The organism is Pseudomonas sp. PDM18 (assembly GCF_014852585.1).
Taxonomy (GTDB): Bacteria; Pseudomonadota; Gammaproteobacteria; order Pseudomonadales; family Pseudomonadaceae; genus Pseudomonas.
This window is the reverse complement of record NZ_JACVBX010000010.1, coordinates 256213-270603: the sequence shown is the minus strand read 5'-3', so window position 1 is coordinate 270603 and position 14391 is coordinate 256213. Positions and strand designations below refer to the sequence as shown.

The 14391-nt window shown below is 66.9% G+C and carries 15 protein-coding genes; 6 read left to right on the top strand and 9 right to left on the bottom strand.

Features of this window, described 5'->3' with window-relative positions; genetic code table 11:
* Positions 1-231: 231 nt before the first annotated feature.
* The 6 genes from tauD to yedA form a co-directional block, all read right to left on the bottom strand.
* On the bottom strand, positions 232-1065 hold the full coding sequence (tauD, locus tag IB274_RS20915; RefSeq protein WP_192434383.1) for a taurine dioxygenase: 834 nt from the start codon (positions 1063-1065) through the stop codon (positions 232-234).
* A gap of 213 nt (positions 1066-1278) precedes the next feature.
* The gene (locus IB274_RS20910; RefSeq protein ID WP_192434381.1) at positions 1279-2097 is read right to left on the bottom strand and encodes an ABC transporter permease subunit; all 819 of its coding nucleotides are present in this window, start codon (positions 2095-2097) and stop codon (positions 1279-1281) included.
* On the bottom strand, positions 2087-2890 hold the full coding sequence (locus IB274_RS20905) for a taurine ABC transporter ATP-binding protein (protein ID WP_192434378.1): 804 nt from the start codon (positions 2888-2890) through the stop codon (positions 2087-2089). The genes IB274_RS20910 and IB274_RS20905 overlap by 11 nt, the downstream gene beginning before the upstream one ends.
* Before the next feature lie 150 nt (positions 2891-3040).
* The gene (gene tauA, locus IB274_RS20900; RefSeq protein ID WP_192434376.1) at positions 3041-4060 is read right to left on the bottom strand and encodes a taurine ABC transporter substrate-binding protein; all 1020 of its coding nucleotides are present in this window, start codon (positions 4058-4060) and stop codon (positions 3041-3043) included.
* Positions 4061-4265: 205 nt separating this feature from the next.
* Positions 4266-5168 (bottom strand): acyl-CoA dehydrogenase family protein, encoded by a 903-nt coding sequence (locus tag IB274_RS20895; protein WP_192434374.1) that lies wholly within the window; start codon positions 5166-5168, stop codon positions 4266-4268.
* A gap of 162 nt (positions 5169-5330) precedes the next feature.
* On the bottom strand, positions 5331-6218 hold the full coding sequence (gene yedA / locus IB274_RS20890) for a drug/metabolite exporter YedA (RefSeq protein ID WP_192434402.1): 888 nt from the start codon (positions 6216-6218) through the stop codon (positions 5331-5333).
* Positions 6219-6383: 165 nt separating this feature from the next.
* On the opposite strand from yedA, the gene IB274_RS20885 reads away from it, so the two are divergent.
* Positions 6384-6830, top strand: a complete 447-nt coding sequence (locus IB274_RS20885) for an Lrp/AsnC family transcriptional regulator (protein ID WP_192434372.1) — start codon at positions 6384-6386, stop codon at positions 6828-6830.
* Between the two features lie 272 nt (positions 6831-7102).
* Here IB274_RS20885 and IB274_RS20880 read toward each other — a convergent pair whose 3' ends face one another.
* Positions 7103-8380, bottom strand: a complete 1278-nt coding sequence (locus IB274_RS20880) for an acetyl-CoA C-acetyltransferase (RefSeq protein ID WP_192434369.1) — start codon at positions 8378-8380, stop codon at positions 7103-7105.
* A gap of 168 nt (positions 8381-8548) precedes the next feature.
* On the opposite strand from IB274_RS20880, the gene IB274_RS20875 reads away from it, so the two are divergent.
* The gene (locus IB274_RS20875) at positions 8549-9904 is read left to right on the top strand and encodes a 3-oxoacyl-ACP reductase (protein WP_192434367.1); all 1356 of its coding nucleotides are present in this window, start codon (positions 8549-8551) and stop codon (positions 9902-9904) included.
* A 136-nt stretch (positions 9905-10040) separates the two neighbouring features.
* On the opposite strand, the gene IB274_RS20870 is transcribed toward IB274_RS20875, so the two are convergent.
* Positions 10041-10445 carry an EF-hand domain-containing protein gene (locus IB274_RS20870; protein WP_192434365.1) on the bottom strand — a complete coding sequence of 135 codons (405 nt, stop codon included), beginning with the start codon at positions 10443-10445 and terminating at the stop codon, positions 10041-10043.
* Between the two features lie 64 nt (positions 10446-10509).
* Entirely contained in the window at positions 10510-11517 is a 1008-nt protein-coding gene (locus IB274_RS20865) for an AraC family transcriptional regulator (RefSeq protein ID WP_192434363.1), read from the bottom strand.
* Positions 11518-11723: 206 nt separating this feature from the next.
* Here IB274_RS20865 and IB274_RS20860 point away from each other — a divergent pair, with 206 nt between their 5' ends.
* Genes IB274_RS20860 through IB274_RS20845 form a run of 4 tightly spaced genes read left to right on the top strand, consistent with a single transcriptional unit; the run spans position 11724 to position 14347 of the window.
* Positions 11724-12581: a MaoC family dehydratase gene (locus tag IB274_RS20860; protein WP_192434361.1), complete on the top strand. Its 858-nt coding sequence runs from the start codon at positions 11724-11726 to the stop codon at positions 12579-12581.
* Between the two features lie 46 nt (positions 12582-12627).
* The gene (locus tag IB274_RS20855) at positions 12628-12945 is read left to right on the top strand and encodes a nucleotide pyrophosphohydrolase (protein ID WP_017520638.1); all 318 of its coding nucleotides are present in this window, start codon (positions 12628-12630) and stop codon (positions 12943-12945) included.
* Complete coding sequence (locus IB274_RS20850; protein ID WP_192434359.1) at positions 12942-13712, top strand: methyltransferase domain-containing protein; 771 nt, start codon at positions 12942-12944, stop codon at positions 13710-13712. Before IB274_RS20855 ends, IB274_RS20850 begins: the two co-directional genes overlap by 4 nt.
* 53 nt (positions 13713-13765) lie before the next feature.
* The gene (locus tag IB274_RS20845; protein ID WP_192434353.1) at positions 13766-14347 is read left to right on the top strand and encodes a DUF4136 domain-containing protein; all 582 of its coding nucleotides are present in this window, start codon (positions 13766-13768) and stop codon (positions 14345-14347) included.
* Positions 14348-14391: the final 44 nt, after the last annotated feature.

Here is a 14391-nt window from a genome sequence, read left to right as displayed (position 1 = left end):
CTGCAAAAGATCGAGGCGCTGACCGTCCTCGCCCGCAAATTGGCCCGGATTGCCTTTGCCCTGATGACGACTCAGCAACCGTATCGGACTGCGGCCGATACGGTGGGGTAGACATAGAATCTCCTACATACCCATCCTCGGGCCCGTAGGGCGCATAACGCCTGGGGCGTTATCCGCCAATGCGGCGGATAACCCGCTCCAGGCTATTCGCCATACCAGAGCGAAAAACCGTCAGAACGGCTTGTCGCCAAGGATGGTCGCGCGGTGCATCACCCGGCGCTGCGGGCGGTAGTCATCCACCGCGTAATGCTGGGTCACGCGGTTGTCCCAGAAGGCCACGTCGTTCTCCTTCCAGCGCCAGCGCACGGTGAACTCTGGCCGGGCGAAATGGGCGAACAGCAGGTCGAGGATCGCGCGACTTTCCGCCGGTTCCAGCTCGTTGATGCGGGTGGTGAAGCCATCGCTGACGAACAACGCCTTGCGCCCGGTGACCGGATGCGTGCGGATCACCGGATGGCTGCGCGGCGGGTTCTTCTTGCGCGCTTCTTCCAGGCGCGCGAGGTCCGCGTCGGTGGCGCCGAAGCGCTCCTGGGGGAAGGACTTGCTGATGTCATGAGTCGCGGTGAGGCCGTCGAGCAACTGCTGCAGCGGCTTGGACAGCGCTTCGAACGCCGCGATGCCGCTGGCCCACAGGGTGTCGCCACCGTAGGGCGGCAGCTGTTTGGCGGCCAGCACGGCGCCCAGAGCCGGGGTTTCCAGGAAGGTCACGTCGGTGTGCCAGATGGCGTTGTCGCGCACGTCGGTGACGGCAGTGTCGAGGACAATGACTTCGCGCTGCTCGGGCGAGCTGGGGTAGATCGGGTGGATGTGCAGGTCGCCGAAGCGCGCGGCGAAGTTCGCCTGCTGGGTCGGCGTCAGCGGCTGGTCGCGGAAAAACAGCACGTGATGATCGAGCAGGGCCTGCTCGATCTGGCGCTGCGCCGCGTCGTCCAGCGGGTCGGCCAGACGCACGCCGGAAACGATGGCGCCCAGGGCCGGGCTGATGGGTTCGATGCTCAGGGTCATTTCAATTCACTCATCTAGTTCGGGCTGGGCGTCGTAGCCCTCACCCCAGCCCTCTCCCAGAGGGAGAGGGAGTTGTTCGGTGTGCTCGGGAAGGACGAGACAGTCCTTCAACAACGGAGGAATGGCAGTGAGGCAGCGAACGAAACGCCGCTCGGAACAGTCCCCTCTCCCTCTGGGAGAGGGCTAGGGTGAGGGGCTCCTGCCCCGACTGCTCTACTCCCAGGAAGCAAACCGCTTCTGCAGCCAGCGCAACCCCAGTTCGAAGCTCAGCGCGATGGCGGCGATAAACAGGATTCCCAGCACCACGACATCGGTGGCGAGGAACTGCGCGGCGGACTGCACCATGAAGCCCAGGCCGCGGTTGGCGGCGATCAGTTCGGCGGCGACCAGGGTCGACCAGCCCACGCCCAGGGCGATGCGCAGGCCGGTGAGGACGTCCGGCAGCGCACTGGGCAGGATCACGTGGCGCACCACCTGCAAACGGCTAGCGCCCAGGCAGCACACGGCCTGGATACGAGACTTGTCCACGCGACGCACGCCGGCGGCGGTGGCGATCAGCAGCGGCGCGAACAGCGCGAGGTAGATCAGCAGCACCTTGGACAACTCGCCGATTCCGAACCAGATGACGATCAGCGGCAGGTAGGCCAGCGGCGGTACCGGGCGGTAGAACTCCACCAGCGGGTCGAAGGCCGCGCCCACCAGCGGGTTGAGGCCCATCAGGATGCCCAGCGGAATCGCCGTCAGCACCGCCGCGCCCAGCGCCAGCAGCACGCGCAGCAGGCTGGTGCCGACGTGTTGCCACAGCGAGGCATCGACGTAGCCCTCGGCCAGCAGGCGCTGGAAGGCTTCCACCAGTTGCTCCGGCGCGGGCAGGAACAGGGTGTCGACCCAGCCCAGGTGCGTGGCCAGCCACCAGAGCACGAAGATGGCACCGACGCTGCCAGCGGCGGCCCAACGGCGGTAGTCGCGCGGCACGCTGCGGGCAGTCGGCGCGGCGGCCGGGAGTTTGGCGGCGAGGGTTTCAGTGGGCATGCTCGACCTCCGGTTCCTCAAGCGTCTCTTCCAAAAAAAGATCGAGAAGCAGTTGGCGCAAGCGCGCGAATTCCGGGTCGGCCTTGATCGAGCGCACCGGTTCGCCAGCGGCGTAGCGGCGAGCGAAGTCCAGCGGCAGGCGCTTGACGATGCGCGCCGGCGGGCCTTCCATCACCACCAGGTCGGTGGCGAGGAACAGCGCTTCATCGACGCTGTGGGTAATCAGGAACAGGCCCTTGCCGGTCTTGCGCCACAGGTCGAGGGTCAGTACCTGCATGCGCTCGCGGGTCAGCGCGTCGAGGGCGCCGAAGGGTTCGTCAAGCAGCAGGAAATCCGGCTCCACCGCCAGCGCACGGGCCAGGCCCAGGCGCTGCCGCTGGCCACCGGACAGTTGCGAAATGCGGTAGTCCGCGTGCTCGCCCAGGCCAACCAGCTTGAGGACGTCATGGGCGCGGGCGTTGCGCTCGACGGCACCAACGCCACGGATGCGCAAGCCCAGTGCAACGTTGTCCAGCGCATTCAGCCAGGGCATCAGCGCATCGTCCTGAAACACCACGCCGCGCTCGCCACCGGGGCCGCTCAGGGTGCGGCCGTCGATCTGCACGCGGCCGCTGTCCGGCGCCTGGAAGCCCGCCAGCACGTTGAGCAGGCTGGACTTGCCGCAGCCAGACGGGCCGAGCACCACCAGGGATTCGCCCTTGGCCAGGCTGAGAGTGAGGTCCTGCAGCACGACGCGCTCGCGGCCGCGCTGCTGGAAAGTGAGGCTGACTGCCTCGGCCGTCAGACGGCTCATGTTCTGCCCTCCGTAGGGTGAGAAGAAATGCGTGGGGCCTTGTAGGAGCGAGGGGGACGCCATCGTTATTGCTCGCGAACCAGCCCGAACTTCAGTGCCGTCCGGTGTTCGCGAGCAAGCTCGCTCCTACGAAGAACGAAGAGCAACGGATCAGCGCTGCCCGACCTGCACGCTCTCCGCCTGGCGCACGTACTCGGCGCTGACATAGGGCGAGTAATCCTTGAGCACCGACGGCACGCGCTTCTGTTCTTTCAGGAAGGCGGCGGTGCCGGCGATGTCCTTGGCGGTGCCGCCACCCAGCAGGGCGGAGGACAGCTGCGCCTGGGATTCGGGGAAGGCGGAGCCGGCCAGCAGTTCAGGCACGTCCTGCGGATCGGCGCCGGTCAGCTTGGCGATCTTCTTCACCTGCTCGGAGTCGGCGGTCCACTGCGCCTTGTGGGCGTTGTAGTCGGCGAAGGAATCCAGGCTCACCTTGGCGAACTTGGCGATGATTTCCGGGTGCTTCTCGGCGAAGTCCTTGCGGGCTACCCAGACCTCGAAGGTCGGCGCGCCCCACTGGCCGACTTCGGCTGCGTCGGTCAGCACCTTGCCGGACTTCTTGATCTCGCCCAGGGCGGGCGACCAGACGAAGGCGCCGTCGATGTCGCCACGGCGCCAGGCGGCGGCGATCTCGGTGGGATTGAGGTTGACGATCTTCACCTTGGTCGGGTCGATCTTCCAGTGCTTGAGTGCGCCCAGCAGGCTGTAGTGCGAGGTGGAAACAAAGGGGGTGGCGATCGTCTTGCCGACCAGATCTTCGGGCTTCTCGATCTTGCTGCCGTTGCGTACGACCAGGGCCTCGGCGGCGTTGATCTGCGCGGAAACGATGAAGGCAATGATCGGCAGACCGCGCGAGGTAGCGGCGGCCAGCGGGCTGGAGCCGAGATTACCCAGCTGTACGTCGCCGGAGGCGATGGCGGCGACCACTTCCGGACCGCTGTTGAAGCGGCGCCAGTCGAGCTTCTCGCCGATGACCTTTTCATAGGTGCCATCGGCTTGCGGAACCTTGGTCGGGTCGATGCCGGTCTGGTAGCCCAGGACGATGTCGGCGAACGCGGCGCTCTGGAAGGTCAGGGCAGCCGCAACAGCGACGCCGGCCACGGCACGGCGTACGAAACGAGGTTTGTTCATGGTGTTTCCTCTGAAGGTAACGGCGGTGCCGGCCTCACAGAGGGGACGGACCACGGGACGGGATTCGATGGGCGAAACGGGTGTCCGGCGGTCCGGTAGAGCTAGATTACCGATATAAAAAACTTCGAATAAATACTTTTTAGTTCTTAACTTATGAGCGCCAGCGCTTGTCTCGATTCGGCTACAGGCCCCGTGTTACGGCGCCTCAGGTAGCACCGGAGAGCACACGGGCGCGGGTGCCTTCCTGGCGCAAGCCTACCTGGACCGCGTGCTGCGCCACGGCGGCGGTTTCCGCCACCAGGGTCGCCAATGCCGCGCTGCGGCTGAAGCTCAGGCCGTTGCCCGCCGCCTGGGCGGATTCGAAGGCCACCGCCGACTGTTCGGACAGACGCAGCCCCAGCGCCAGCAGCCGCTGCAACTCGCCCGCCGCCGCCCGCACCGGCAAGTTCTCGAACGCCTGCACGGCAAGGCCCAGGGCAATATTCGCCTGCAGCAGCGCGGAGAGGCTGCCGCGCAGTTGCGCACGGGGCGTCCACGGCAGGCCGGGCGGCAGCAGGATGTCCTCGGGATGCAGGCGCACCTCATGGCAATGCAACAGGCCGCCGCCGCTGGGCTCGAATCGATCCAGCCCGTTGCGATCCGCCGGCAGCGCGGCGATCAGCAATCCTTCGCTGGGCGCATGGCGCGCCGAGATCAGCAGCCAGTCCACCGACTCCGCGCCGAAGCAGTCGTGGCGCCCGCCCTGCAGCAGGAAACCGCCGCGCCGATGCTCCCTCGCCAGCAGGCGGCTTTCCTGGTGATCCACCGCCTCGCCCCACAGCCATTCGCGCTCAATGCTGAGCGGCAGCAGGCGCTCGCGCTGCTCGGCGCTGCCCAGCAGCAACACGCTGGCCAGTTGCAGGTGATGCAGGGCAAACAACCGGGCCAGGGTGCCGTCGCGCTCGGAGAGATCGCGCAGGGTCTGCAGTACCTCGTCCCAGCCGGCACCTCGGCCGCCGTACTCGCGCGGAACGGACAGGGCCAGCAGGCTGGACGCACGTAGAGCGTCGCTCCAGCGCTGGATGGGAGGCAATTCGGAAAGCGAGGAAAACGGTACCACCAGACTCATGCACACCTCGGCTCGAAGGGGTGGATCAGTGGCCTGGGCGTATGGCGCGCGGGTGTACTGAAAGGGAGGAAAAGAACGGCCTCCGAATGGAGGCCGTTTCATACCCTAGCGAATCGCACGAGACGCGCGAAATAACCTTTCGGGCTTAGCTCATGCCGCGAGTCAGACGGCTTCCTTGCGCCGCCACTGCGGCAGGCCGATCAGCACCACCGCACTGATAATCACCGCCATTGCCAGGGATTCCGCGAGGCCGATGTGCTCGCCGGCGAACACCACGCCAAGCAGCACCGCAACCGCCGGGTTGACATAGGCGTAGCTGGTAGCTGCCGCCGGGCGCACGTTGGCCAGCAGGTACATGTAGGCGCTGAAGGCGATGATCGAGCCGAACACCACCAAGTAGGCCAGCGCACCCCAGCCGGCGGCGGTAGGCATCTGCTCCAGGCGCTCGCCACTAAGGAAGCTGCCCAGTAGCAGCACGCCACCACCCACCAGCATTTCCACCGCGCTGGCCATGGCGCCACCGGGCAGGTCCAGGCGCCGGCTCCACACCGAACCGAAGGCCCAGGTCGCCGCCGCGAAGAGGATCAGCGCCGCGCCCGCCGGGCTGCCCTGCAGGTTGGAACCGAGATTGAGCAGCACGATGCCGAACAGGCCCAGGGCGATGCCGGCCCATTCCAGCGCCGTGGTGCGGTTGCCGAAGAAGCGCCCGAATACCAGGGTGAACAGCGGCACGGTCGCCACCGCCAGCGCCGCTACCCCCGAGGCCACGCCCCAGTGCTCGGCCACCGTCACCCCGCCGTTGCCGCAGCTGAGCAGGAGGATGCCGATGGCGCCCGCCGACAGGCACTGTTTCAGCGTCGGCATTGGCGCGCCGCGCGAGAGCATCCAGATGAACAGGATCGCCCCGGCGATGATGAAGCGGCAGCCGGCCATCAGCATCGGCGGCCAGGATTCGACGCCGATGCGGATCACCAGGTAGGTCGAGCCCCAGATGAAGTAGAGGGCGAAGAAGGCAGCAATCAGGGTCAGTGAGACGCGGGCTCTGGGCATGGGCATCGTGGTCATGGGTGGGACTCGACAAGGCAGGCAAGGCGCTTCATTTTATGCAGGCCAACCGCCCCTTATAAGGCACAGACAACGCCATTACGGGCATAACACTTTTCATTCGATGGATTTTTTCAAGACTTGCCGTCGAATCAAAACCGGAGTAATCGCATGGACAAGTACGACCGCGCCCTGCTCGCCGCCCTGCTGGAAGACGGCCGCCTGTCCTTCGCCGAACTGGCCCGCCGGATCAACCTCTCCCCTCCCGCCGTGGCCGATCGCGTGGCGCGCCTGGAGGCCGAAGGGGTGATCACCGGGTACCACGCCAGCGTAGACCTGTCGAAGATGGGCCGCTCGATCCAGTGCCTGATCGAGATGCGCCTGAACGACCATCGCAGCAAGAGCATGCTCGACCCACTGCTGGAAATCCCGCAGATCATCGACTGCTACCGCATCACCGGCGAAGCCTGCGTGATGCTCAAGGTGGCGGTCAGTTGCACTCAGGAACTGGAAGAGTTGATCGACCGCCTCGCCCAGTTCGGCACCAGCAGGACATCGCTGGTGCTCTCGACGCCATTCGCGCGGCGAATCCATCCGGGGATGTTGCAGGGAGGTTGAGCCGCCTATCTAGAAGGAAATTGCGCTCCCCGCCAAACGACGGCCGCAGCCTGTAGGAGCGAGGAGGGACGCCTGGTTCTTGCTCGCGAACACCGGACGGCTCCGAAGCAAGCCTCGCAGGGCGGATAACCTGTCCCAGGTTATCCGCCCTACGCGTTGCTCGCTCCTACATATCCGGCGGACAAAAAAAGGCGGCGCCGCTTGCGCGGTGCCGCCTGAAGTCACGGAGTTGCTTACATCGGGGAGGAAAACATCCGTCCCGCTGTATTGGATTACCTTTCGACGATCGCGGTCACACCTTGGCCGCCTGCCGCGCAGATCGAGATCAGTCCGCGCCCCTTGCCGGCGCCATCCAGCAGCTTCGCCAGGTTGGCGACGATGCGCCCGCCGGTAGCGGCGAACGGGTGGCCCGCGGCCAGCGAGCTGCCCTTCACGTTGAGCTTGCTGCGGTCGATGGAGCCCAGTGGTGCGTCGAGGCCGAGGCGGGTCTTGCAGTAGTCCGCGTCCTCCCAGGCCTTGAGGGTGCACAGCACCTGAGCGGCGAAGGCTTCGTGGATTTCGTAGAAGTCGAAGTCCTGCAGGGTCAGGCCGTTGCGCGCCAGCAGGCGCGGTACCGCGTAGACCGGCGCCATCAGCAGGCCCTCGTGACCGCCGACGAAATCCACCGCCGCCGCTTCGCCGTCCTTGAAGTACGCCAGGATCGGCAGGCCGCGCTCTTTCGCCCATTCCTCGCTGGCCAACAGCACCACAGACGCGCCATCGGTCAGCGGCGTGGAGTTGGCCGCCGTCAGAGTGCCCCGCGAGCCGCGCTCGAATACCGGCTTGAGGGTGCCGATCTTCTCCAGGTTGATGTCCGGGCGCAGGTTCTGGTCGCGCACCAGGCCGCGGAACGGCGTCATCAGGTCGTTCTGCCATCCCTCGTCGTAGGCGGCAGCCAGCTTGTGATGACTCTCGTAGGCCAGCCTGTCCTGTTCGTCGCGCGGGATGGCCCAGGTCTGCGCCATCAGCTCGCAGTGCTCGCCCATCGACAGCCCGGTACGCGGCTCGCCGTTTTTCGGGATGTGCGGCATCAGGTGGCGCGGGCGAATCTTCAGCAGGCTCTTGATCTTCTCGCCGTTGGACTTGCCACGGTTGGCTTCCAGCAGGATCTTGCGCAGCCCTTCGTTAACGCCGATGGGCGCGTCGGAGGTGGTGTCCACGCCGCCGGCGATGCCGCAGTCGATCTGCCCGAGGGCGATCTTGTTGGCCACCAGGATCGCCGCTTCCAGGCCGGTGCCGCAGGCCTGCTGGATGTCATAGGCCGGGGTTTCCGGCGCCAGGCGCGTGCCCAGCACGCACTCGCGGGTCAGGTTGAAGTCGCGCGAATGCTTGAGCACGGCGCCGGCGACCACTTCGCCCAGGCGCTCGCCGTGCAGCTTGTAGCGCTCGATCAGCCCATCCAGCGCGGAGGTCAGCATCTCCTGGTTGCTCGCCGTGGCATACACGGTGTTGGAGCGGGCGAAGGGAATACGGTTGCCGCCGACGATGGCGACCCGGCGCAGTTGGGTCATGCAGAACTCCTACAAGGGTGAGCGTTGAAGTGCGGTCAAGGCTAACCTTAGCCGCTTGTGTCGCATTGGCCGCCCCGCCGTTGCGCAGGTCAGCGCGGTCAATTGCGCCGAACCCGCCGCTGCGTAGAGTGGTCAGCACTTTAGAGACCCTGTGCAGGAGCCCGTTCCATGACCGATCGCTACATCGCCTTCGCCAACTCCAACGTCGGCCGCCGCCTGGTCGGAGCCCTCGGCCTGCCCGCGCCGGTCCGCCTGGAGCGCTGGAGCGCCGGGCGCACGCGGCCGGTGGACGGGGCGCTGCTGCTCGGCGGCGAGGGCAACCTGAACGAGGCGGTGCTGCCTTTCGCCGAGCGTCTGACCGATGCGCTGTTCTCCTTCAGCGACGGCCAGTACGGGCTGCCACGCTGGACTGCCGAGCATGGGCCCAAGCTCAAGGCCATCGTCTTCGATGCCAGCGGCCTGACCCGTTTCGAACAGACCATCGAGCTGCGCACCTTCTTCCAGGGCGCCCTCAAGGGGCTGGATAAATGCCCGCACGTTGTGATTCTCGGCCGCGCGCCGGAATCCGTGAAAGACCCCATCGCAGCCAGCGTGCAGCGCAGCCTGGAGGGCTTCAGCCGCTCGCTGGGCAAGGAAATCCGCCGGGGCGGCAACGTGCAACTGGTGTACGTCGGCAAAGGCGCCGAGGATCAGCTCGAAGGCGCGCTGCGCTTCTTCCTCTCGCCCAAGAGCGCCTATGTGTCCGGGCAGGTCGTGCGCCTCTCCGCCTATGACAAGCAGGTACAGGACTGGAGCCGCCCGCTGGTGGGCAAGCGCGCGCTGGTGACAGGCGCCGCCCGCGGCATCGGCGCGGCCATCGCCGAAACCCTCGCCCGCGACGGCGCCGATGTGGTGCTGCTGGACGTACCGCCGGCCAAGGAAGCCCTCGATGCGCTGGCCGCGCGCCTGGGGGGCCGTGGTGTGGCACTGGACATCTGCGCCGCCGACGCCGGTGCTCAGCTGGTGGCAGCACTGCCCGAGGGCGTGGACATCGTGGTGCACAATGCCGGCATCACCCGGGACAAGACGGTCGCCAAGATGAGCGAAGCCTTCTGGAACTCAGTGATCGACGTGAACCTCAAGGCCCCGCAGGTGCTGACCCAAGCGCTGCTGGACGCCGGCAAGCTGCACGACGACGGCCGCGTGGTGCTGCTCGCTTCCATCAGCGGCATCGCCGGCAACATGGGCCAGACCAACTATGCGGTGAGCAAGGCCGGCCTGATCGGCCTGGCGCAGGCCTGGGCCCCGGCGCTGGGCAAGAAGGGAATCAGCATCAACGCAGTGGCGCCGGGCTTCATCGAAACCCAGATGACCGCCGCCATCCCGCTGACCATCCGCGAAGCCGGCCGACGCATGAACTCCATGGGCCAGGGCGGCCTGCCGCAGGACGTCGCCGAAGCCGTGGCCTGGTTCGCCCAGCCGGGCTCGGGCGCGGTGAGCGGGCAGGTGCTGCGGGTTTGCGGGCAGAGTTTGCTGGGGGCCTGATTCTGGGCGCGGCCAGCTTGTACAACAGCTCCGTGCCTCGATCATCCGTGTAGGGCGCATAACGCCTGCGGCGTTATCCGCCGTCTTGGCGAATAACCCGTTCCGGGTTATTCGCCCTACGGATGCCAGCGCTCAATTACCCCCGCGCCGCCACCAGCTCACGAAACTCCGCCGCACTCACCCGATGATCGCCATCGCGGTCCGCGCGCACGATCAGCGCCGGCTCCTGGGTCATGAACTCTGCTTGGCTGACCTTGCCGTCACCATCCCGGTCCGGCCAGGCAATGGCGTTGGGCGAGACGTTCACGCTGGGGTTGGGCGGGGTCACTTCTTCGCGGGTGAGCAAGCCATCCTGATTGCGGTCCAGCCGGTGGAACATGCGCACGCGCATGGCCGACAGATCATCGGCCTCGATGAAGCCGCTGCCGTCGCGGTCCAGGCGGGCGAACGCCGTCTGCTCCATTTCCCCCGCCACGGCGTGCTCAGCGCTCATCAGCAGGACGGTGGACAGCAGCAGGGTCTGGCGGATTCGGCTTTGCATCGGGCATACCTTGGCGGGAATTGACCGGCAAAGCCTAGCCAGAGGCGGACTCGAAACGGTTCGATCACTCCGCCGGCGGTTGCGGGCGGCCACGTCGGCGGAACTCCACCGGGGTCTCGCCGACCCACCGCTTGAAGGCGCGGTAGAAGGTGCTCGGCTCGGAGAAGCCGGTGCGTTCGACGATCACCTCGATGCGCTCGTCGGTCTTGAGCAGCAGCTCCTTGGCCAAGCGGCAGCGGTAGTCGGTGACCAGGTCGTTGAAGCGCACCCCGGCCATGGCCAGGCGCTCGCGCAAACGGCGGGCGGGCATGTCGAGACGGGCGGCGACCTGCTCCAGCGTCGCGCCGCCATCCACCAGCAGCACGCCGATCAGCTCGCGCACTTTACGCACCAAGTCCAGCCGCTCCACTTCCGCCAATTGCCGGCGCGCCAGGGACTCGTGCATGCGCAGCAACTCAGGCGCGGCGTGGCGCGAGGGTTTCTCCAGCACCTGGGCGTCGAATACCAGCGCATAACGATTGGCGCCCAGCACTGCCGGGCAGCCGTAGACCTCGCGATAACGCTCGGCGGGCGCGCCTTCCTCGTGCATCAGTTGCACTTGCTGGGGCTTGAAGTCGCCCTCGGTGAGAGCATGGAACAGGCGCACCACCGCTCCGGCGAGCATTTCGGGGAAGTGCCGGTTGGTCCCGGCGGTGTGGCCGAGCAGCAGCACGGCCTTCTCGCCTTCCACTTCCAGGCGGGCGTTCAAGGTATCGGAGAGCAGGCGCACGTAGCGCAGAGCGTGGCGCAGGCCTTCGCCGAAGGTGGCGCTGGAGAGGAACAGGTATTCCAGCAGCAGGCCGTGGAACGCGGGCAGGTGGCCGGCCAGATAGAGGCCAACGTGCTCTTCGCCGCATTCTTCGGCGGCGGCCTTCCAGAACAGGTTCTGTGCGCTGTGAGGGAATCGTCCGGCAGGCAGACTGCCGGCAGGCAGGCCGACGCGAGCCAGCACGCGGTCGGGGTCGGTACCGCTGGCGCGCAGGGCGTCGATCACCGGGCGCATCAGCGCCACATCGTCGGTCAGATCACGCATGGTGTTTTTTCTAGTTATCCATGAGGCGGGCCCATCTTAGGCAGCTTTCCTATCGCCCCTCAAGAGAATCAGGAACAAGCGTGCGGGAAATATCTGAGCGATCGGACGGTCCTATTGACTTGCCTGCCGCGCGCCGCGTTGCCACGGCCAATGCCCGCGCTCCAGCACTGGCTAAGCTGATTGAATGACCCGCCAGGAGATACCCGATGCCCCGCGATTGGCTTGACCTGTCCGCCCCACCCGCCCTTACCGGCCTGTTCGCCCGCGCCGCCGTGCGCCGCGGCGTGCGTGGCCGCAGCCTGCCGACACGCGGCCTGCGCTGCCCGGTCACGGTCGATCCGAAGCACCTGGAGCGCTACCGCAAAGTCTGCGGTTTCGCCGACAACCACCTGCTGCCGCCCACCTACCCGCACATCCTCGCCTTCGGCCTGCAGATGGGCCTGCTGACCGACGCGCGTTTTCCCTTCCCGCTGCTGGGCCTGGTGCACCTGGAAAACCGTATCAGCGTGTTGCGCCCGCTCGGCGGCCTAGGCCCGTTCAACGTCAGCGTGCGGGTGGATGACCTGCAGCCCCACGAAAAAGGTGTGACCTTCAGCATCATCACCCAGCTTCACGACCAGCTCGGGCTGCTCTGGGAAGGCGACAGCCGCATCCTGTTCCGCGGCATGCGCCTGGACGGCACGCCGCCCGCCCGCGATGAAGTGGCCGAGCTGCCGCTGGAACAGATCGACGCCTGGAACTGCCCGGCGGACATCGGCCGGCGCTACGCCCGCGTGGCTGGCGACTACAACCCGATCCACCTGTCGGCCGCCAGCGCCAAGCTGTTCGGCTTCCCCCGCGCCATCGCCCATGGTCTGTGGAACAAGGCGCGCAGCCTGGCCGCCCTGGGCGAGCGCCTGCCGATGGCCGGCTATCGGGTCGACGTGCGCTTCCAGAAGCCGGTGCTGCTGCCGTCCCAGGTCAACCTGCTGGCCAGCGAGCCGGCGCCTTCCGGGCAGTTCAGCCTGCGCGGCAAGGACGGCCTGCCGCACATGGCCGGCAGCTGGAGCCCGCTGGACGTTTGACGCGCCAGGCTTGAAGCTATGGGGCTCACGTTGGAGCCCCATCTGCATGAACCTCGAAGCCATCACCGCGCGCCTGCACGCCATCCGCGACCACAACGACTGGAGTCGCTTCCACAGCCCGAAGAACCTGGCCATGGCGGCCAGCGTGGAAATGGCCGAGCTGGTGGAAATCTTCCAGTGGCTGCGCGAGGACGAATCGCGCCAACTGCCGCCGGAGAAACTCGCCCACGCCGGGCAGGAAGTCGGCGACATTGTCCTGTACCTGCTGCTGATGTGCGCTGAACTGGGGATCGACATGGACCAGGCGGTGCTCGCCAAGCTGGCCGACAGCGAACGGCGCTTCATCGAAGGGGGCGCCAAGTGAGCGATTCCCCGAAGACCGGCGACCGCCATTTCGACGAACTGGCCACGCGCTTCGCCGAGAAGATCTATGGCGGCGCCAAGGGTGCCATTCGCCTTGCCGTGCTCCAGGCCGACCTCGCCGAGGCGCTGCCCGACCGTCCGCTGCGGGTGCTGGATATCGGTGCGGGGCTGGGCCACATGTCACTGTGGCTGGCCGGGCGCGGCCACGACGTCACCCTCGCCGAACCCGCCGCGCCGATGCTCGAAGGCGCACGCCAGCGTTTCGCGGAAACCGGCCTGCAAGCCACCTTCATTGCCGCACCCTGGCAGGACCTGCTCGGCCAGCTCAACGAACCCTATGACCTGGTGATCTGCCACGCCGTGCTGGAATGGCTGGCCGAACCGCTGGCGATCCTGCCCGTGTTGCACCAGCTGACCCGCGCCGATGGCTGGCTGTCCCTGGCCTTCTACAACCGCGACGCGCTGATCTACCGCAACCTGCTCAAGGGCCACTTCCGCAAGCTGCGCAAGAACCGCTTCTCCGGCGAGGGCCAGAGCCTGACCCCGCAGGAACCGCTCGACCCGCGCGTGCTCGAGGCTGCCATGGCCGGGCACTGGACCATCGAGGCGCGCAGCGGCGTGCGGGTGTTCCACGACTACATGCCGGTGGAGTTCCAGCACAAGGCCGAGCCGCTGGACCTGGTGGAGATGGAACTGCAATACCGCCGCCATCCCGCCTTCGCCGGCCTCGGCCGCTACCTGCACTGGCTGTGCCGGCCGCAGGATTAGGTGCATAGTTGCCACTGCGCACGCCTCACCAAACCGGCGTGCGGGAGTCTGTCATGCCGCGTTACCTGTTGATCCTGCCGCTGCTCAGCGCCCTGGCTGCCTGCCAGGGCCAGAACCCCTACAGCAACACTTCGCTGCCGATCCCGCCCGCGCCCGCGCAGGCCGCCAACCCCGGCCTCGACCCCGGCAGCTATCCGGCCCCGCCGCTGGACTACGGGCGCTACCGCTCGTGGAGCTGGGCGGACGGCAGCGGCTTCGGCGGCCCGCTTCAGGACGCGGTCAGCGAAGCCCTCGACCAGCGCGGCCTGCGACCGGCGCGCTCGAATGTCTCTGCGGACCTGACCGTCAGCGCGCACCTTTCCAGCGAGCAGCGCACTCGGCAGACCACCGACTATTACGGCGGCGGCTACTACGGCGGCTGGAACGACCCCTGGTATGGCGGCGCTTCCTACCCCGTCACCCGCACCTACGTGGTCACCGTCAGCGTGGTGCGCATCGCCTTGTTCGACGCCCTTAGCCACCAGGAAATCTGGAGTGGCAGCGCCGAATTCGAAAACGCCAGCAGCCAGACCGACCAGGCCCGCGCGCTGCGCGAAGCAGCGCGCAAGGCCATGGACGGATACCCACCGGGCTGACTGCCACTGGCCGGAAATCCTGCCGGCCAGACATCTCCTGCGAC